Below are 17,582 nucleotides of genomic sequence, written 5' to 3' on the forward strand. Positions count from 1 at the left end.
CCTTGTCGCAAAGATCGTCCTTCCATCGGGCGTAACGATGGAAACATCACCATTCTTTGTCTCGACCGCTCCTTGCATCAGCCGCCTCGCTTGATAGCCTGCCCCCTTCAGACGCCAAGGAACCAAAGCCATGCGCCTTCTCAAAACGGTCATTGCGGCTGCTGCAGTGCTGGCGACCGGCCTTTCCGCCGCCTCGGCCCAGACCATCAAGATCGGCTCGAAGAACTTCACCGAACAGTTCGTCGTCGCGGAACTGTATGGCGCGGCGCTGGAAGCCGCCGGCTTCAAGGTCGAGCGCAAGATCAATCTCGGCGGCACGCTGGTCGCACATGAGGCGCTGAAGAGCGGCGCGATCGATCTCTATCCGGAATATACCGGCACCGGCCTCAACGCCGTGATGAAGGCGCAGGGTGTCACCGAGACCGACCCCGAGAAGGTTCGCGGCATGGTCAAGGCCTTCTACGAGAAGGAGTTCAACCTGACCTGGTTGAAGCCGTCGGGGATCAATAACGGCTATGCGATCGTGGTACGGCCCGAGACCGCCAAGGAGTTCAACCTCAAGACCCTGAGCGATCTCGGCAAGGTTTCGTCCAAGCTCAGGCTCGGTGCCGGGACGGAGTTCGTCGACCGGCGCGACGGCATCGCAGGATTGAAGGAAGTTTATGGCGCGCAGTTCGCCGAGTTCAAGCAGTTCGCCGCATTGCGGCTGCGCTACGAGGCGCTGAACCAGAAGCAGATCGAGGTCGCCAACGGCTTCTCGACCGACTGGCAGATCGCAGCCGAGAAATTCGTGGCACTCGACGACGACAAGTCACTGTTCCCGCCCTATTTCCTGGCTCCCGTCGTGCGACCGGAGATCGCAGCCAATGAGAAGATCGTCGCCGTGCTGGAAAAAGTCGGCGCCGCGCTCGACAACCCGACGATGCAGGAGCTCAATCGGCAAGTCGAGGTCGACAAGAAGGAGCCCCGCACGGTTGCTGCCGCCTTTCTGAAGGCCAAGGGACTGGTGAACTGAGCATCGTTTCGACGCCAGTGCATGATACGGCTGCGAGACCGGCCGCGCCGATCATTATCGGCGAGGTCGCGATCGGGATCGAGGCGGTCATTGCGGTTGCGCGGGACTTTGCTCCTGTCGCCTTGCACGAATCCCTTGGCCCGCGGCTGCTGGCTGCACGCGCCGTCGTGCTGCGTGCGCTCGAACGCGGGGAGAGCGTCTACGGCCTGACCACCGGGCTGGGGGCCGCCGTCGATACGCGTCTTTCGACCGAGGCCATTCCGGCTTTCCAGGCGCGGGCCATCCGGGCGCGAGCGGTCGGCGTCGGCGAGCTGATGACGACCGAAGAGGTTCGCGCGCTGCTGTTCGCGCGTCTTGTCAGTATCTGCCATGGCGCATCGGGGCTGTCGCCGGTGCTGGCAGCGACGATTGCCGCCATGATCAACGCTGGTGTCCACCCTGTCGTGCGCAGGATCGGCTCGCTCGGCGAGGCCGATCTCAGCCCGCTGGCGCAGGCCTTCCTGCCGTTGGTTGGCGCGGGCGAAGCCGAATTCGGGGGCACTGTCCGGCCTGGCGGCGAAGCGATGACGGCAGCCGGCATCGCCCTGCCGGAACTGGGCCCCAAGGACGGGCTCGCGCTGCTCAACGCCAACTCGCAAAGCGTCGGGTTGGCGGCGCTGGCCGTCGATGCGTTGAGCACGGCCTTGCAGGTCAGCGTCGTCGCGGGTGCTCTTTCGTTGGAGGGTTTCCGCGCCAATCTCTCGCCGCTGGACGCCGATCTCGCCGCGATGCGGGGCATGCCAGGCCATAGTGCGGGCGCCGATCGGCTCCGCGCGCTGCTTGCCGGCAGTGACCTGTTTGAGCCCGGCACGGCGCGGAAGGTTCAGGACCCGCTCTCCTTCCGGTGTCTCGCTCCCGTTGCAGGCCATGCATCGCTTGCCGTCGCAGCGGCAAGGGCGATCGTCGAGGCCGAGCTTGCCAGCGTCTGCGACAGTCCGGCCGTGCTGGTCTCGCGTGACGCCATGCTCTCCAGCGTCAATTTCGACACGACGGAACTCGCCCTGACGCTGGAGGCGGCAGGCCTCGCGCTGGCCCATCTCGCGACAACATCGGCTGCGCGCGTCATGAAGCTGATGTCGCCATCGATGAGCGACCTGCCGCGCTTCCTGACGCGGCATGGCGGCTCGCATTCGGGTTTCGCGACCTCGCAGAAAACCGTCGCGGCGCTGGAGGCCGAGATTCGCCATCTCGCCCTGCCGCTCGGGGGGATGACGCTACCCGTCGCCGACGGCGTCGAGGATTATGCGCCGATGACGCCGCGCATCGTCGAGAAGACGCATGCGATCGCGAGGCGCCTGACGCGGCTGGCTGCGATCGAACTCGTCGTCGCGGCGGAGGCGGTCGATCTGCGCGGCGACATCACGCTCGGGCGCGGAACCGCGGCCGCGCACGTCTTCGTCCGCCGACACGTCGCCCGCCTCGATGACGACCGCCCGATGGGGCGCGAATATGAGGCTTTGGCTCTGACCATCGAAGCCGGTGGACTGGCCTGGGCGGATATGGCGACCGGCAAAGACTCCGCGCCATGAGCTGGACGATCGAGAACTATGACCGTCTGCTGATCGCACTGTGGGAGCATATCCAGCTCGTCGGCGTCGGCCTCGCCATCGCGCTCGCCATCGGCCTGCCGCTCGGCGTGCTTTCGGCGCGGCGGCCGGGTTTCGCCCTCGTTGTCCTGCTGGTTTCGGGCGCGCTCTATACCGTGCCGGCGCTGGCGATCTTCGCGCTGCTGATCCCCTATTTGGGACTGGGCTTCTGGCCGGCGATCGTCGCGCTCGTCGCCTATGCACTGCTGATCATCATCCGCAACGTCGCCACCGGACTCCGGGAGATCTCGCCAGATATCCTCGATGCCGCCGACGGCATGGGCTATGGCCGCTGGCGCAGGCTGTTTGCCATCGAGCTGCCGCTGGCCCTTCCCGTCATCATCGCCGGCATCCGGATCACCGTGGTCACGCAGGTCTCTGTCGCGACCGTAGCCGCCTTCATCAATGCGGGCGGGCTCGGCGACATCATCTTCCAAGGCATCACCCAGGATTTCGGCGAGAAGGTCGTGGCTGGCGCGGTGGTGACCTCGGCTTTGGCGATCCTTTGCGACGAGAGTTTGCGCCGGGTCGAGCTGCGCCTGCGCGCCAATCAGGCGGAGACTGCCTGATGGCAGGATGGATCGCCGCCAACCCCTCGATCTTCATCGTCGCGCTGCAGAACCATCTCTGGCTGACCGGCGTGGCTTTGGCCGCCGTGCTGCTGATCGCGCTGCCGCTCGGGCTGGCCCTGACGCGCCATCGCCGCTTCGCCAATGCCGCGATCGCAATCGTCAATATTCTGCGGACCGTGCCGTCGTTGGCGCTGCTCGTGATCATGCTGCCGCTGCTGGGGACGGGCTTCCTGCCTTCCGTCGTGGCGCTGACGCTCTACGGACTGCCAGCTTTGCTGCTGAACACCTATACGGGGCTGACCGAGGTCGATGCCGACATCGTCGAGGCGGCGCGCGGCCAGGGCTTGTCCGACAGGCAGGTGATGACACGCATCGAGATCCCGCTGGCGCTGCCGGTGATCTTCGCGGGCATCCGCACGGCCGCGGTCCAGATCGTCTCGGCGGCAACGCTGGCGGCCTTCATAGGCGGTGGGGGCCTCGGCGAGCTGATCACCGCCGGCATGGCCAATTTCAACTTCCCGCAGCTGATCGCCGGCGCCGTCGCGGTCGCCCTTCTGGCATTGGGTGTCGAGATCGTCTTTGCGGGAATCGAGCGGCTGATGACACGCCAGCTGCGGATGGGAACCTCATGACGATCCGGCTGGAGAAGGTCACCAAGCTGTTCCCCGGCGTCGCGCGCCCCGCTGTGGATGGGCTCGACCTGACGATCGAGAAGGGCCGGGTCTGCGTGCTGATCGGTCCCTCGGGCTGCGGCAAGACCACGACGATGCGCATGGTCAACCGGCTGATCGAGCCGACGTCGGGGCGCATCATCGTTGGTGACAGGGATGTCACCGAGGCCGACCCGGTCGAGCTGCGCCGCCATATCGGCTACGTTATCCAGCAGATCGGCCTGTTCCCGCACATGACGATCGCGCAGAACGTCGCCACCGTCCCCAAGCTGCTCGGCTGGGACCCGCAGAAGATCAAGGCGCGCAGCGAAGAGATGCTGGACCTCGTCGGGCTCGACCCCGCGCAGTACCTGTCGCGCTATCCGCGCCATCTCTCGGGCGGCCAGCGCCAGCGCGTCGGCGTGGCGCGCGCGCTCGCAGCCGATCCTCCGGTGATGCTGATGGACGAGCCCTTCGGGGCGGTCGACCCGATCGTGCGCGGCCGTTTGCAGGACGAGTTCCTGGCCATACTGAAGCGGCTGAAGAAGACCGTGATCCTGGTGACGCACGATATCGACGAAGCGATCCGCATGGGCGACGTCGTCGCGATCATGCAGGACGGCAGGCTCGTGCAGTACGACACGCCCGACCGGCTTCTGGCTGCCCCCGTCAACGCTTTCGTCGCGGATTTCGTCGGCGCGGACCGGGCGCTGCGGAGATTGTCGCTGGTGCGGGCGGCCGATGCGGTCGAGCCCGGCGAGGCCCACGATGGCTTCGCTCTGCCGGGCTCGCTGTCGGTCCGGGAGGTGCTGTCGGCGTTGCTGGCGGAGGCGCGCGACGCTGCGACCATCCTCGGCGAAGGGGGCAAGCCATTGGGACAGATCACGCTGGCCGGCATCCGCGCGCGGAGTGCTGGAGTTACCCTGCCCCCCTGACGTCATCCTGGACAAGTCGCGAAGCGACGCCGCTCCGGGATCCATCGGAGGCCACGCGCTCTATGATGGATCCCGGAGCTTCGCTTCGCTGCGTCCGGGATGACGGCGTGATTCTGCACGCAATCAAAGCTCACTCCGGCTGCAAATAACCCGCGCGATCGGCGGCATCCGCCTCCGCGACAAGCACGCGATAGGCGGCAGGATCGAGCGCCGCGAAGCCGGACAACCGCAGGCGGGCGAGAATGTCGCGCATGGCGATGTCGCTATCCGCTTCGAGAAGCGCCGCCCTCAGGCGGGCAATAATCGTCTCGTCGATCCCGCGCGAAGCCACCAGCAGCGGCATCGGCCGGGGTTGCGTGGTCTCGACGATGCGCAGGCGCGCCGCGGTGTTCGGTTCGGCTGCCAGCAGGAGGTCGTAGAAATAGGAATCGAGCGGGCCGATGTCGATTTCGTTGGCCAGCAAGGTGTCGATCACCCGGCGCGGGGTCAGCAGCGGGCCGATGCTGTCGGCATAGAGCGCCCCGCGCTCCTGCCGACTCGCAAGCAGATGCGTCCGCAACGCGTTGAAACCGGATTGCGAATGCGCGACCGTCCAGCCGAGCCGGCGGCCAAAGCTCTCTCGCAGACTTATGATGTCACTATCGGCCCGCACGACCAGATGCGTCGCATAGAGCGGCCGGCCGTCGCCCGAAGCGGGGATGGGTGCGGCAACGGGAAGGACGGGAAAGCCACCGCGCGCGAAGGGATAACCGCAGATGAAGGCGAGCCCGAGATCGCCGCGCCGCCAGAGGTCCTCGAGCGGCGCCGGTGCGGGATGCGCGAAAACCGTGAGATCTACCCCACTCGTTTTCGCGATGCGGGCGAAGAAGGCCGCCCACGTGGCTGTCGTTGCGGCATCGACGGCGTACATCCGCGCATTCGCGATCAGGCTCACGCGTAGCGCAGGCGCTGGCCGAGGCCCATGGTCTTCGCCTTCTCCAGCATGAAATGCCCGAGCGCGATGTCCGAGAGCGAGAGGCCGCGATGCCAGAACAGGATGGTCTCGTCCTCGTTTTGGCGCCCGGGCTTCAGCCCTGCGACGATCTCGCTCATCTCGGCATGCAGCGTTTGCTCGGAGAGCTTACCCGCCTCGACATGGGCGCGCAGCGAGCCGAAAGGCCCGCCCTTGCACTGGCCCCAATCATCGACGACGAGCTTGCTCATGATGTCGGTCAGCGACAATTCGACCGCGCTCATCGTGCCATAGGGAACGACGAATGCACCCGGCTTGATCCACTCCGTCTTCAAAATTGGCTCAGGCGCATTCAGCCGCGAGGCTTCGACGACGATGTCGGCGCCTTCAACGCAGGAGCGCCAGTCATCCGTCACGATCACGCGCTTGCCCAGCTCAGCCGAGAGGCGCGCGCCGAAGGCGTCGCGGCTTTCGGGCCGGCGCGAATGGACGCGGATCTCGTCGAAATCGAACAGCGAATCCAGCAGGCGGACATTCCAGTAGGCGGTGCCGCGCGCACCGATATGGCCGAGCACCTTGGAGTCCTTGCGCGCGAGATATTTGGCTCCGATCGCGGTGATCGCTCCGGTGCGCATGTCGGTCAGGTGGCTGCCGTCGACGATCGCGGTCGGCACGCCGGTCATCGGGTCCATCAACAGCAGCAGGCCCATCTCGGAGGGAAGGCCGAGCTTGTAGTTGTCGACGAAATCCCCGATCACCTTGACGCCCGCCCGGTTGATCGGCGCGCGGAAGGCGCCGCGCAGCACGTTGAAATGGCCGTTGGCCCCGGCCTTCGGCATCAGATGCACGCGCGGTTCGATCTCGGTCTGCCCGTGGCCCTGGGCGGCAAGCCCCGCCTCGACAGCGGCAATGATCTCCGCGTCGGTCAAGGCCAGCGCCTCGACATCAAGCGCGTTCAGGAAATCGATGTGGATCGGGGGATGGTCCATGCCTGTACCTCAGCACAACTGTCCCGGGGCGTCCAACTTTGACCGGTCAGATCCATCACATTTTGCGCTGACAGATTGCGAGATTGGGATTTGGCAGATCGCAGCCAGCAGCGCCTTGATCGCGTCCGGCGTCGGCCTCGCCTAGCTGGTTAGCTCTCCCGATGGCGACCGACGCCGTCATTTCTGCCCTGACTTGCCATGCATGACCAAGCGAAAGCAGTACAGCTTGCGCTCGCGAGTGTTCATGCCGGGCTTCAGTTGTGAGAAAGCTGCCCGACGTCGTCTGAATGGGGGAGGCCGCGACGAAGTTCGGGTGATTAACTAGGCCGAACTCGATAAAACCGGAGGGCGCAATGACCGAAAATCGCTTGCTCGCCGTGGTGATTGCCATGACTTCGCTATGGCTCGCCGGCCTCGGAATAGGGCTCTACTTACTGTTCTTGTGAGGCAGGCATGCCAGGACGACCGGGCGCGCCGCCGAATAGCTGCGGCAATGCGGCCAGACAGGCAAATTCGGGCGTGAATATCCGGGCTCAGTGCGTTGTCCAGGGCGCGCTTTTGCAGCAAGCCAATCCTCGGCTTGCATGGTAAATTCGCTAGGGTCCGAGCTCGGTCCCAGGGCTCTTCGACATGACGCAATCTTTCGACGCCATCATCATCGGGGCCGGGCAGGCCGGTCCCTCGCTCGCCGGACGGCTGACTGCTGCGGGGATGAAGGTTGCGCTCGTCGAGCGCAAACTGTTTGGCGGAACCTGCGTCAATACCGGCTGCATGCCGACCAAGACGCTCGTGGCCAGCGCGTATGCGGCCCATCTTGCCCGGCGAAGCAGCGAGTATGGGATCGCGATCGAGAGTCCGATCCGGATCGACATGAAGCGGGTCAAGGCCCGGGCCGATACAGTCTCGACCAATGCCCGCACGGGAGTCGAGACGTGGCTGCGCGGCATGGGCGGCCTGACCGTTATCGAAGGACATGCCCGGTTCGAAGGCCCGGACGTCGTGCGGATAGGCGAAAGCCTGCTGAAGGCGCCGCGCATCTTCATCAATGTCGGCGGGCGCGCCAGCGTGCCCGATCTGCCCGGTGTCGGCACGGTGGAGCATCTTACCAACACCTCGATCCTCAAGCTCGAAACCGTCCCGAGGCACCTGATCGTCGTCGGCGGAAGCTATATCGGGCTCGAATTCGCACAGATGTACCGGCGGTTCGGCGCGGAGGTCACGATTGTCGAGAAAGGACCGCGGCTGATCGCGCGCGAGGACGAGGACATCTCCGAGGCCGTGAGGGAGATCCTCGTCGATGAGGGAATCGTCGTGCGCACCGACGCCACCTGCATCGCCTTGAAGCCTCATGCGGACGGCATAGCCGTCGGCATCGATTGCACCTCCGGTGAGCCTGTCGCGGTGGGCTCGCATGTTCTGCTGGCGGTGGGGCGCCGTCCCAACACGGATGATCTCGGCCTCGACAAGGCAGGAGTCGCGGTGGATGCCCGGGGCTATATTGGCGTGGATGACGGCCTGGCCACCAATGTCCCCGGCATCTGGGCGCTCGGCGACTGCAACGGCCGCGGAGCCTTCACCCACACCTCCTACAACGATTACGAGATCGTCGCCGCCAATCTGCTCGACGGCGCGGGCCGTCGCGTGAGCGACCGGATCAGCGCCTACGCGCTTTATGTGGATCCGCCGCTCGGGCGCGTCGGCCTGTCGGAAGCGGAGGCGATGCACACAGGCCGCAAGCTGCTGGTATCCAAACGCCCGATGACGCGGGTTGGACGCGCGATCGAAAAGGGGGAGACCAAGGGCTTCATGAAGGTGGTTGCCGACGCGGAGACGAAGCAGATTCTGGGGGCAGCCATCCTCGGCGTCAGCGGCGACGAAGCGATCCACGGCATCCTGGACATGATGAATGCCGGAGCCTCCTATCCGGTGCTGCAATGGGCGGTCCCGATCCATCCGACCGTCTCGGAATTGATCCCGACCGTTCTGGGAGACCTGAAGCCCCGCACTTAAGCCCCTGACAGGTTGCAGTTCGGACATGCGGCATCCGAGGCCCGCGCGCGGGAAGGGTTTGGCAACAGAGCGGTCTGCGGATCTTCGCTATTGTGAAGGTTTCAAGCTCCGCTTGCGGGCGCCTGCCCGATGTCTGCTAACCACCTCATCCCTTGCAGACATCGGTATTCGACGCTGGACGAACCAGACGAGAGAGCTCTCGCGCTCTAGCTCTTTGTTTTTGCATCGATTTTTCGCGAAAACCGCATTCGCCTTTTCGGGCCGATGCTCTAGCTCGCCGCGCGTCGTTTGCGATATTCCGGGACGGGCAAGCCGCCCCAGCCCCAGTTTTCGAGCTCGACCTCCTCGATCACAACGAAGGTCGCGTCGAGCGGCTTGTTGAGCACATCGAGCAGAAGCTGGCTGACGCCGGCGATGAGTTGCGCCTTCTCTTCGGGCGTAACCGAGACGCGTCCGGGACCGGAGCCCTCGCGCGTGACCTGGATGGTGACGATAGGCATGTCCCTTCCTCCCTCAGTGCCCGGCGCTCTGGCCGCCATCGACATGCAGGATCTCGCCGGTGACGAAGCCGGCGCTCTCCAGGAACAGCACGGCCTCCACGATGTCGCGGATGTCGCCCATCCGCTTCATCGGATGCAGGCCGGCCAGGAACTCATGCGTCTGCGGCGCATGCATCGGCGTCTTGATCACGCCCGGCGAGACTGCGTTCACGCGGATGCCCTGGCCGGCATACTCTATGGCGAGCGCCTTCGTCGCTGAATTGATGCCGCCCTTGGTCAGGTTGGCAAGCACGGTCGGGACGCCGGCGATAGCATGGTCGGTCAGGCTGGTCGTGATGCTGACGATGTGACCCGAGCCCTGCTTCAGCATCGCGCCCGCGGCCTGCTGCGTGATGTGGAAGAAGCCCGCTAGGTTGGTCGCGATCTTGCTCTCGAAATCGGCGGTCGTGTAGTCGGTGAAAGGCTTGGCGATGAAGACGCCGGCATTGTTCACCAGCGTGTCGACCCGTCCGAAGCGGGAGAGCGCCTCGCGAACGACCGCCTTGGCCGTCGCCGGATCGGCGATATCGCCGGGAACGGCGAGAATGTCCGGGTCGCTGCCCTGTTTGATCGAGCGCGACGTCGCCACGACGCGATAGTTGCGGTCGCGAAATCCCTTCACCAGGGCCGCGCCGATGCCCTGCGAAGCGCCGGTGATGACAGCCACTTTCCGTTCGTCGCTCATGATGATCCTCGTGTCTTCGACAGCGAGCGGAATGACCGCTGTCCGGCCCGTCTGGCCTGGTGAGAATCATTTTGAAGATTTCGCGGATCGATTGAATGCCTGTCGTTCGGCAGGCATTCTTCCCTCAAGTGGAAGAATGCCTCGTATCAGCCGCGCATCGCGATCGAGGCAGCCGATAGCCGGGCGAAGTCGGCGCGCAGGCGCGGCACCGCGAAGTCCAGGAACGCGCGGACCTTGGGAACCGAGGAGCGGCCCTGCGGCAGAACCAGATTGACCGGGCGAGCCGGCGGCTCGGTGTCCCGCAGCAGGAGGACCAGCGAGCCGTCCTGCACGCGCTCAGCCACCTGATAGGTGAGCAGACGCGTGACGCCCAGGCCGGCTACGGCCGCGCCGAGCGCCGCCCTGACGCTGTTGACCGTCAGCCGTGGCTTGAAGGGCACGGAGCGGGGGATGGAGCCGCCCTTCGCTGGCGGAAAGACCCAGGTGTCACGCCCGAAATCGGTGCAGGCGATGATGCTGTGCCTGGTCAGGTCGCTGGGGTCGTCGATGCGGGGATGCTGGCTCAGATAGCGCGGCGAGGCCACGATCACGGGTTTGACGTCACCGCCGATGCGGATGACCGTCATCGAGGAATCGGGCAGCTCCAGGATGCGCAGAGCGATGTCGATCCCTTCCTCGATCAGGTTTGCGCTGCGTACGAGCAGAACGAGATTGACCGAAACAGCTGGGAAGGCCTCGATATAGGCATCGACGATCGGGCGCAGGATCTCCTCGCCGCTGATCGGCGGCGCCGTGATCGTCAGGGTGCCGCGGGGAGCGACTCGCTCGCCCGCCCCAACAGCCTCGGCTTCCTGCAACTCGGCGAGGACGCGGCGGCAAGCCGCGGCATAGCGCTCGCCGATTTCGCTGAGCCTGATCGCCCGGGTGGTTCGGTGCAGCAGCGTGGCGCCGACCTGCTGCTCGAGGAAGGCCACCGCACGGCTGACCGCTGCCGGGGAGCGGCCGAGCTGGCGGCCCGCCCCGGCGAGGCTTCCTTCATCGAGGGCGGCGATGAACACCCTCATCGCATCGATGCGATCCATGCACGCCCTGCGCCCCCGCGAGGCGCTTAAACTCGGTCATTCGCCGACCAGGTTCAAGCGCGATCGACCGCGATGATCGCCTCGGCGAAGGCTGCCGGCGCCTCCTGCGGAGGGTTGTGCCCGATGCCGCCGGAGAGGGTCCTGTGCTGATACCGGCCCGAGAACTTCTTGGCATAAGCTGCCGGGTCCGGGTGCGGTGCGCCGTTGGCGTCGCCTTCCAGCGTGATGGTCGGCACGGCGATCGACGGAGCCTGGGCGAGCCGCTGCTCCAGATCGTCATACTGGGCATCGCCCTCCGCCAGGCCGAGCCGCCAGCGGTAGTTGTGGATCGTAATGGCGACGTGATCGGGATTGTCGAGAGAGGCGGCGCTGCGCGCGAAGGTGGCGTCGTCGAAAGCCCAGCGCGGCGATGCGGTCTGCCAGATCAGCCGCGCGAAATCATGCGTGTTCTGCTGGTAGCCGGCCCGGCCGCGCTCGGTGGCGAAGTAGTACTGGTACCACCATTCCTGCTCGGCCTTCGGCGGCAATGGCATCCGGTTCGCGCTCTGGCTGCCGATCAGATAGCCGCTGACCGAGACCATGGCCTTGACGCGCTGAGGCCAGAGCGCAGCGACGATGTTGACCGTTCGCGCGCCCCAGTCGTAACCGCCGAGCACGGCCTTCTCTATCTTGAGTGCGTCCATCAGCGCGATCACGTCGATTGCGAGCGCCGATTGTTGTCCATTCCGCGGCGTCGCATCCGACAGGAACCGGGTCGTGCCGTAGCCACGCAGATGCGGCACGATCACGCGGTAACCTGCAGCCGTCAGCAAGGGCACGACATCGACATAGCTGTGGATGTCGTAGGGCCAGCCGTGCAGGAGGATGACGACGGGGCCGCTGGTCGGGCCGGCATCGACATAACCGATATTAAGGAGCCCGGCGTCGATCTGCTTGAGGGAGGGGAAGCCGGAGGCGCCCGATGGGGCTGCCGCCGGCTGGGCGGCCGCCGGGCTGATCGGGCCGAGCTGCGTGGCCGCGAGAGCCGCGGCCGCGCTTGCCAGCAGGCGGCGGCGGCTCTGGTCGACGGATTCAGCGGAGCGGGAAGATTGCATTGTCATTCTCCGAAGATTGCTTGCGGGGGCTGAAAGCGCATCTGGATCGGCTACTTCAGCCGAAGGTGAAGGCGTAGGCGCGCACGCCCGGATCCAAGAATTCGATTTCGACGGTTCGTGTCGCGACCGGCCCGGCCTGGCGCACGAGCTGGTAGAGCCGGCCGTCGCGAACAGTGCCGAATCCCTGCTCGTCGGTGTCGGCGCCATGGCTTGCCCCTGGCGCGGCACCGTCGATTCTAATACGAAACCGGACCGGGCGGTCGGGGGAGCCCGGAACCAGCACGAGATGCAGGTCGCGGGCATGGACGCGATAGCGCAGCCCGCCTCCGGCCGCGTTAGGCACCGCGAATTCCGAACCGACTGTCCAATTCCCCGACAAACTCCAGAAATTACCTGGTTGCGTGGCAGGATGCTGGTATTCGCGCGGCGCGTCCCTGGTGAGGCCGCCGGGAGAGGCGAAACGCTCGGCCTTGTCATGCCCCAGATAGGTTTCGGGCGAGCGCAGATTGGCCCAGTCGGCCTCCTTCTGGGTGCCCTGGCCTTCGACCGGCTGCCTGCCATCGGCGGCGCCGGGGGCGTTCGCTTCAGCCAGCAGACGCCGGATTGCCTGCTCGGACTGGTCGTAGCGGCCTTCGCCGGTCGCCTGATGGCGAATGCGGCCGTCAGCGCCGACGATATGGATCCCCGGCCATCCCGAGTTGCCGAAGGCTCGCCAGATGCGGAAGTCGTTGTCGAGCACGACCGGATAGCTCACGCCGAGCGCCGCTTTGGCTCGCGCCACATTGTCGGGATCTCGCTCAAAGGCGAATTCAGGCGTGTGAACACCGATGACGACGAGACCCTGTGCTTTGTACGTCTCCGCCCAGGCCTTCACATGGGGCAGGGCGCGCAGGCAGTTGATACAGGAATAGGTCCAGAAGTTGACGAGCACGACCTTGCCGCGCAGCGCTTCGGCGCGAAGCGGCGGCGAATTGATCCAGCCCTGCCGGTCGAGCAAGGCGGCCAGCGGGCCTGACAGCGTATCGGGGACTGCGGCCTCGGCAGATTGCCCCCAGCCGCCAAGCGGCTTTGCGAGTTTCGTCAAGAGCGTGTTCTCCAGCTTGGCGGTCTGTTCGGCGGAGAGGCGCTGCAGCAGGCTGGTGTCGAGGCCCAGCCCCAGCAGCACCACGCTGCCGACCACGGCGACCCCGGCGAGCCGGCGCGTCCGCTCGACCCAGAGCAGCGATGGCCGCAGCCGGCCGAGGATCTGCCGGCCGGCCAGCAGGGCCGCGCCCAGCGAGGTGGCGGCTCCGATACCGTAAGCGAGCAGGAGCGCGCTGGCCTGAGGACCGGGCCCGCTCAACGCAGCGCCCGAGAGGATCAGCCCCAGGACCGGGCCAGCGCAGGGCGTCCAGAGCAGTCCGGTGGCAACGCCGAGGACGAGCGACGAAAGCGTGCCCGCCCGTCCGTCCTGCGCCCATGTCGTCAGCCGCGAGCCCGTCGTCACCAGCGGCGCAGCTAGCCGGGCGGAGAGCGACGGAAAGATCAGGCCAAGACCGAAGGCCGCCAGCAGAACCAGCGCGGCGGCGCGGCCAAAGCGGTTCGCCTCGACAGCCCAGCCACCGGCGACCGCCGCCAGGCTCGCCACCGCGGCGAATGCGAAAGCCAGTCCGAGCAGCATCGGTAGACCGCTGCGATGGAAGGACTGGTTCGCGCGCGCCAGGATGAACGGCACGACCGGGAGAATGCAGGGCGAGAGGATCGTCAGCACGCCCGCGAGATAGGCCAGGATGAAAAGGGTCATCGGTGCCTTTCGTCTCAAAGCAAGGGTTTGCTCAAAGCAAGGGTTTGCTCAGTGCAGGGTTTGCTCTGGGCAAGGTTTGCTCAGTGCAAGGGTTGCGTCGGCGTGGAGTTGGAAGCCAAGGCCGGCTCCACTGGCCGGCCCGGGAGGACCTTCCGGCCGGGCGGCCGCACCCTTGCCGAGGTGGCAGTGCGGTCGCCGGAGCCGTGCAGATGGTCAGACGACAGTGGTCACCACGTCGATATTGCCCTGTGTGGCCTTGGAATAGGGGCAGGTCTGGTGCGCGGCTTCGACCAGCGACTGGGCGATCTCGCGCTCGATCCCGGGAAGGCTGACATTGAGCCGGGCGCGCAGGAAATAGGCCCCGTCGGTATTGGCGAGATCGACCTCGGCATCGACGGCAGTGTCGGCGGGCAGCTGGATCTTGCGTGCGCCAGCGGCAAGGCCGAGCGCGCCGATGAAACAGGCGGACCAGCCGGCGGCGAAGAGCTGCTCGGGATTGGTGCCGGCGCCCGACGAGCCGGGCGAGGAGAGGGCGATATCGAGGCGACCGTCGGAGCTGCGAGCGGCGCCCTCGCGCCCGCCGGTGGTGTGCGTCTTGCCGGTGTAGAGGACCTTGGTGGCCATGGCGGTATCCCTTTCTTTTAACTCGCATCCGCTTTAATCGGATACGAGTTAAATTGGGGATGCGCCTTGGATTGTCAACCCCCTTCCGATTTAATCGCATGCGATTTATATCTGCTTGTCCGGCCCATGCCGGAACAGGAGGCGTCCATGACCAAAACGAAGCAAGAAGGCCTCGCGACGGCGAATCTCGCCGATTTCATGTGCTTTGCGGTCTATTCGGCCAACCTCGCCTATGGTCGCGCCTATAAGCCGATCCTCGAGGCGCTGGGCGTCACCTATACGCAGTGGATCACAATCGTGGCGTTGTGGGAGGAAGACAACCAGACGGTGAAGAGCCTGGGCGAGAAGCTGTTCCTCGAGTCGAACACGCTGACGCCAATGCTCAAGAAGCTCGAGGAACTGGGCTATCTGCGCCGCCGACGTGATCCCGACGATGAACGGCAGGTCATCGTCAGCCTGACCGAGACGGGGCGCCACCTGCGCGAGAAAGGGGCGCAGAGGACACTGGTCAAGGCGACCGGCATGGATGCCGATGAGTTTGCGGAGACGCAGAAGTCGATCGTCAAGCTCCGCAACAATCTGATCACGCACGCGCGGAAGTGACGGCTCGCGTCCGGCATGGGACATGCACCTATCGAAAGCAAAAACCTGCCTCTCGAAAGCTGAATGTCCAGGTGATGTCGGCTCGGGCGACCTCTCCAACGGCCGCAATCGGCCTGAAGTGAAAACCTGCTTCCAGGCAACACGCCAAGTTTCGCAATCGGCGCCTACCGAACCTCGTTTATGTAAGCGTGAGCGCGCGTGCTGGCGCGGTGCCAGCCGAGAATGGTGGGCAGGCCCGCCTGGTCGTAAGCAACCTCGTCGATGGCCAGCACCGCTTCCCGCCCGGCGAGATCCAGAAGGGCTATGTCCTCGTCATTGGCGAGGTCAGCTGTGATCTGCTCGCGAACCGCCGAGATGCGGATGCCGTAGCGCTCAAGCAAATGAAGATAGAGCAGCGGCGGCAGGGCTGCCGGTTCGCGGGGTAGGTCCGGAAATCTTTCTTCGGCCAGCAACAACTTGTCATGCATGACGGGGCGGCCATCCGCATGCCGAATGCGATGGATCGCGACGACACCGCCACCTTTGATCTGCAAGCGCTGGGCTTGTTCGGACGTAGGCTCCCGCGTCTCGATCGTTAGGAACTGGCTCGTCGATCTTGCCAGGCTGCCATCGGCTCGATGGAGACGGAAATACTGGAAGAAGAAGCGGAGCGAATGGTGTGGCGCGCGGCCCGTGACCACCGTGCCCGTCTTGCGCCGGCGTGACAGCAATCCCTCGGCGACCAGATCGCTCATCGCCCGACGAACCGTGCCGACGGCGATACCGAACCCCTGTGCCAATGCCGTTTCGCTGGGCAAAACCATGCCGGGTTGCCATTCCCCGACAAGGATCGCTTCAGACATGTGCCGCTTCACCCGCTCATAAAGCGGCGCTGAATCAAAGGACGTGAGATTCGGCAGCATCGACGCCACATCACCGCCATTGATCAATCCCGCGGCAGGCGCGGTCGTTTTTTTAGCGTTGACAGGAGGCATACAGATGAGTCCTATTTCTATATAGTTTATATGAAAGAGCTCAGCCCGCCAATGGCCAAGCAAGCCGCCACCCTCGATATCTCCATGGCAGATCGCGTTCGCGCAGCCCAGCCGGACGGGGTATTGCGATGATGACTGCCGTCCGGGCTGAGGACGAGACTGTGGCTCTGTCGCGCGCATCGGCCTGGATCGCCGGCGCGGTCGAGGATGCGGTGATCGATCTCGGCCGGATGATAGCGCTCGACACCTCGTTCCCGCCGGGACAGGGCTATGGCGACTTCGCGATGCTGATGGAGACGATGACGCGCCCGCTCGGCTTCGAAGCCGAGCGCATCGATGTGCCCGAGGAACTCTGGCGGGTGCCGAACGGCCCGGCCGACGGCGTCAGGGCGAACCTCATTGCGACCCGTGGGAGCGGCAAGCCGGTCTGCGGGCTGTATTTCCATGTCGACACGGTCCCTGCGGCACCAGGTTGGACTACCGATCCGCTCGCCATGACCCGCGATGGCGAGCGCCTCAGCGGGCTGGGCGCCGCCGACATGAAGGGCTGCATCGCCGCCGTGCTGCTGGCGCTGCGGGCGGCCAAAGCCTGCAACATCGAACTTGCCTATGATCCGATGCTCCTGTTCTGCACCGATGAGGAGGGCGGCCTTTATCCCGGCATCCGCTATCTCGCCGAGCAGGGCCGGCTCGGCGGCCATATCGTCAATTTCAACGGCAGTGCCGAGGCTCGCATCTGGGCTGGCTGCTTTGGCCTTTTCAACCTCCTGGTGCGTGTCCGCGGACAGGCGGTCCATGCAGGCGAAGGCAACCGGCAGGGGAGCGGGCTCAACGCGATCGAGGGGGCATTGCCGCTGCTCAATGCGCTTGCAGCACTGAAAGCGCGCGTCGCAAGCCGGGTATCCGCACTACCTCCACCGCCGGGCAAGCCTGCGCTTGCCGCGCAACTCAACATCGCGACGATCGACGGCGGTACGGCTGGCGGACAAGTGCCGGCCCTGCTCGAACTCACGTTGAACCGCCGGTACATGCCGGAAGAAGCCTTCGACGAAGCGCTCGCGGAGATCGATCACACGGTCCGCCGGGCTGTTGCCTCAGTGCCCGGCCTGACCGTCGAGACGGTGCTGACCGGTCATCTTGCTCCAACCAGTGACCCGGCCGGCCCGCACTGGCCCCGCTGGCAAGCCGCCGTCGGCATGGGCTTCGGCTACGCGCCGGAGGATTTCCGCCGCTGGGGAGCCGCGAGCTGCTCCGATTTCGGCTGGGTCCAGCGGGCTACCGGAAGGCAGGAAGTGCTGCTCGGCGGGCTGGGCCGTCCCGACCGCAACGTCCATGCGCCGGGCGAGTATACGACGATATCCGACATCATCTCGCTGGCGAGCGCCGTGCTCGCCTACCTCGCGGCCGATTTCAGGCCCGAGCTCAATCCCGATCTTCCACAGAGCTGAAG

18 protein-coding genes are annotated in these 17,582 nt (G+C 65.5%); 8 read left to right on the forward strand and 10 right to left on the reverse strand.

Features of this window, described 5'->3' with window-relative positions; genetic code table 11:
- Positions 1 to 130 precede the first annotated feature (130 nt).
- The 5 genes from C4S73_RS20005 to C4S73_RS20025 are packed head-to-tail and all read left to right on the forward strand — an operon-like array spanning position 131 to position 4,797.
- On the forward strand, positions 131 to 1,015 hold the full coding sequence (locus tag C4S73_RS20005; protein WP_103874303.1) for a glycine betaine ABC transporter substrate-binding protein: 885 nt from the start codon (positions 131 to 133) through the stop codon (positions 1,013 to 1,015).
- A gap of 17 nt (positions 1,016 to 1,032) precedes the next feature.
- Positions 1,033 to 2,583 (forward strand): HAL/PAL/TAL family ammonia-lyase, encoded by a 1,551-nt coding sequence (locus C4S73_RS20010; RefSeq protein WP_103874304.1) that lies wholly within the window; start codon positions 1,033 to 1,035, stop codon positions 2,581 to 2,583.
- Positions 2,580 to 3,209 carry an ABC transporter permease gene (locus tag C4S73_RS20015; protein ID WP_103874305.1) on the forward strand — a complete coding sequence of 210 codons (630 nt, stop codon included), beginning with the start codon at positions 2,580 to 2,582 and terminating at the stop codon, positions 3,207 to 3,209. Before C4S73_RS20010 ends, C4S73_RS20015 begins: the two co-directional genes overlap by 4 nt.
- Positions 3,209 to 3,844: an ABC transporter permease gene (locus tag C4S73_RS20020; RefSeq protein ID WP_103874306.1), complete on the forward strand. Its 636-nt coding sequence runs from the start codon at positions 3,209 to 3,211 to the stop codon at positions 3,842 to 3,844. Before C4S73_RS20015 ends, C4S73_RS20020 begins: the two co-directional genes overlap by 1 nt.
- Positions 3,841 to 4,797 carry an ABC transporter ATP-binding protein gene (locus C4S73_RS20025; protein WP_103874307.1) on the forward strand — a complete coding sequence of 319 codons (957 nt, stop codon included), beginning with the start codon at positions 3,841 to 3,843 and terminating at the stop codon, positions 4,795 to 4,797. Before C4S73_RS20020 ends, C4S73_RS20025 begins: the two co-directional genes overlap by 4 nt.
- Before the next feature lie 130 nt (positions 4,798 to 4,927).
- Here the strand turns inward: C4S73_RS20025 and C4S73_RS20030 are convergent, their stop codons facing one another.
- From C4S73_RS20030 to C4S73_RS28005, 3 genes are read right to left on the reverse strand one after another with little or no spacing between them, the layout of a single operon-like run.
- Positions 4,928 to 5,731 (reverse strand): phosphate/phosphite/phosphonate ABC transporter substrate-binding protein, encoded by an 804-nt coding sequence (locus tag C4S73_RS20030; RefSeq protein ID WP_103874308.1) that lies wholly within the window; start codon positions 5,729 to 5,731, stop codon positions 4,928 to 4,930.
- Complete coding sequence (locus C4S73_RS20035) at positions 5,728 to 6,738, reverse strand: ornithine cyclodeaminase family protein (protein WP_103874309.1); 1,011 nt, start codon at positions 6,736 to 6,738, stop codon at positions 5,728 to 5,730. Before C4S73_RS20035 ends, C4S73_RS20030 begins: the two co-directional genes overlap by 4 nt.
- 55 nt (positions 6,739 to 6,793) lie before the next feature.
- On the reverse strand, positions 6,794 to 7,129 hold the full coding sequence (locus C4S73_RS28005) for a hypothetical protein (RefSeq protein WP_146071445.1): 336 nt from the start codon (positions 7,127 to 7,129) through the stop codon (positions 6,794 to 6,796).
- Between the two features lie 239 nt (positions 7,130 to 7,368).
- Here C4S73_RS28005 and C4S73_RS20040 point away from each other — a divergent pair, with 239 nt between their 5' ends.
- A complete protein-coding gene (locus C4S73_RS20040; RefSeq protein WP_103874310.1) occupies positions 7,369 to 8,748 on the forward strand; it encodes an FAD-containing oxidoreductase in 1,380 nt (459 codons plus the stop codon).
- A gap of 269 nt (positions 8,749 to 9,017) precedes the next feature.
- Here C4S73_RS20040 and C4S73_RS20045 read toward each other — a convergent pair whose 3' ends face one another.
- From C4S73_RS20045 to C4S73_RS20070, 6 genes are all read right to left on the reverse strand, one after another.
- On the reverse strand, positions 9,018 to 9,248 hold the full coding sequence (locus C4S73_RS20045; protein WP_200828062.1) for a tautomerase family protein: 231 nt from the start codon (positions 9,246 to 9,248) through the stop codon (positions 9,018 to 9,020).
- 13 nt (positions 9,249 to 9,261) lie between these two features.
- On the reverse strand, positions 9,262 to 9,972 hold the full coding sequence (locus C4S73_RS20050; protein WP_103874312.1) for an SDR family NAD(P)-dependent oxidoreductase: 711 nt from the start codon (positions 9,970 to 9,972) through the stop codon (positions 9,262 to 9,264).
- Between the two features lie 146 nt (positions 9,973 to 10,118).
- The gene (locus tag C4S73_RS20055) at positions 10,119 to 11,054 is read right to left on the reverse strand and encodes a LysR family transcriptional regulator (RefSeq protein ID WP_103874313.1); all 936 of its coding nucleotides are present in this window, start codon (positions 11,052 to 11,054) and stop codon (positions 10,119 to 10,121) included.
- 53 nt (positions 11,055 to 11,107) lie between these two features.
- Positions 11,108 to 12,148: an alpha/beta fold hydrolase gene (locus C4S73_RS20060; RefSeq protein ID WP_103874314.1), complete on the reverse strand. Its 1,041-nt coding sequence runs from the start codon at positions 12,146 to 12,148 to the stop codon at positions 11,108 to 11,110.
- Between the two features lie 55 nt (positions 12,149 to 12,203).
- Positions 12,204 to 13,931: a redoxin domain-containing protein gene (locus tag C4S73_RS20065; protein WP_103874315.1), complete on the reverse strand. Its 1,728-nt coding sequence runs from the start codon at positions 13,929 to 13,931 to the stop codon at positions 12,204 to 12,206.
- A gap of 213 nt (positions 13,932 to 14,144) precedes the next feature.
- Positions 14,145 to 14,555, reverse strand: a complete 411-nt coding sequence (locus C4S73_RS20070) for an organic hydroperoxide resistance protein (RefSeq protein ID WP_103874316.1) — start codon at positions 14,553 to 14,555, stop codon at positions 14,145 to 14,147.
- A 147-nt stretch (positions 14,556 to 14,702) separates the two neighbouring features.
- Here C4S73_RS20070 and C4S73_RS20075 point away from each other — a divergent pair, with 147 nt between their 5' ends.
- Complete coding sequence (locus C4S73_RS20075; protein WP_103874463.1) at positions 14,703 to 15,158, forward strand: MarR family winged helix-turn-helix transcriptional regulator; 456 nt, start codon at positions 14,703 to 14,705, stop codon at positions 15,156 to 15,158.
- Positions 15,159 to 15,322: 164 nt separating this feature from the next.
- On the opposite strand, the gene C4S73_RS20080 is transcribed toward C4S73_RS20075, so the two are convergent.
- Positions 15,323 to 16,132, reverse strand: a complete 810-nt coding sequence (locus tag C4S73_RS20080; protein ID WP_244595692.1) for a GntR family transcriptional regulator — start codon at positions 16,130 to 16,132, stop codon at positions 15,323 to 15,325.
- Positions 16,133 to 16,260: 128 nt separating this feature from the next.
- Between C4S73_RS20080 and C4S73_RS20085 the strand changes: the two genes are divergently transcribed.
- Entirely contained in the window at positions 16,261 to 17,580 is a 1,320-nt protein-coding gene (locus C4S73_RS20085; RefSeq protein WP_244595693.1) for a M20 family metallopeptidase, read from the forward strand.
- The last annotated feature ends 2 nt before the right edge of the window (positions 17,581 to 17,582 follow it).

This window comes from Allobosea lathyri (assembly GCF_900108245.1).
GTDB lineage: Bacteria > Pseudomonadota > Alphaproteobacteria > Rhizobiales > Beijerinckiaceae > Allobosea > Allobosea lathyri.

What these genes read in the sequence shown, in the direction of transcription:
- C4S73_RS20005 (WP_103874303.1), top strand. Translation starts at nt 131, where the DNA reads ATGCGCCTTCTCAAAACGGTCATTGCGGCTGCTGCAGTGCTGGCGACC.
- C4S73_RS20015 (WP_103874305.1), top strand. Translation starts at nt 2,580, where the DNA reads ATGAGCTGGACGATCGAGAACTATGACCGTCTGCTGATCGCACTGTGG.
- C4S73_RS20020 (WP_103874306.1), top strand. Translation starts at nt 3,209, where the DNA reads ATGGCAGGATGGATCGCCGCCAACCCCTCGATCTTCATCGTCGCGCTG.
- C4S73_RS20025 (WP_103874307.1), top strand. Translation starts at nt 3,841, where the DNA reads ATGACGATCCGGCTGGAGAAGGTCACCAAGCTGTTCCCCGGCGTCGCG.
- C4S73_RS20035 (WP_103874309.1), bottom strand. Translation starts at nt 6,738, where the DNA reads ATGGACCATCCCCCGATCCACATCGATTTCCTGAACGCGCTTGATGTC.
- C4S73_RS28005 (WP_146071445.1), bottom strand. Translation starts at nt 7,129, where the DNA reads ATGGCAATCACCACGGCGAGCAAGCGATTTTCGGTCATTGCGCCCTCC.
- C4S73_RS20040 (WP_103874310.1), top strand. Translation starts at nt 7,369, where the DNA reads ATGACGCAATCTTTCGACGCCATCATCATCGGGGCCGGGCAGGCCGGT.
- C4S73_RS20045 (WP_200828062.1), bottom strand. Translation starts at nt 9,248, where the DNA reads ATGCCTATCGTCACCATCCAGGTCACGCGCGAGGGCTCCGGTCCCGGA.
- C4S73_RS20050 (WP_103874312.1), bottom strand. Translation starts at nt 9,972, where the DNA reads ATGAGCGACGAACGGAAAGTGGCTGTCATCACCGGCGCTTCGCAGGGC.
- C4S73_RS20055 (WP_103874313.1), bottom strand. Translation starts at nt 11,054, where the DNA reads ATGGATCGCATCGATGCGATGAGGGTGTTCATCGCCGCCCTCGATGAA.
- C4S73_RS20060 (WP_103874314.1), bottom strand. Translation starts at nt 12,148, where the DNA reads ATGCAATCTTCCCGCTCCGCTGAATCCGTCGACCAGAGCCGCCGCCGC.
- C4S73_RS20065 (WP_103874315.1), bottom strand. Translation starts at nt 13,931, where the DNA reads ATGACCCTTTTCATCCTGGCCTATCTCGCGGGCGTGCTGACGATCCTC.
- C4S73_RS20070 (WP_103874316.1), bottom strand. Translation starts at nt 14,555, where the DNA reads ATGGCCACCAAGGTCCTCTACACCGGCAAGACGCACACCACCGGCGGG.
- C4S73_RS20075 (WP_103874463.1), top strand. Translation starts at nt 14,703, where the DNA reads ATGACCAAAACGAAGCAAGAAGGCCTCGCGACGGCGAATCTCGCCGAT.
- C4S73_RS20080 (WP_244595692.1), bottom strand. Translation starts at nt 16,132, where the DNA reads ATGCCTCCTGTCAACGCTAAAAAAACGACCGCGCCTGCCGCGGGATTG.
- C4S73_RS20085 (WP_244595693.1), top strand. Translation starts at nt 16,261, where the DNA reads ATGATGACTGCCGTCCGGGCTGAGGACGAGACTGTGGCTCTGTCGCGC.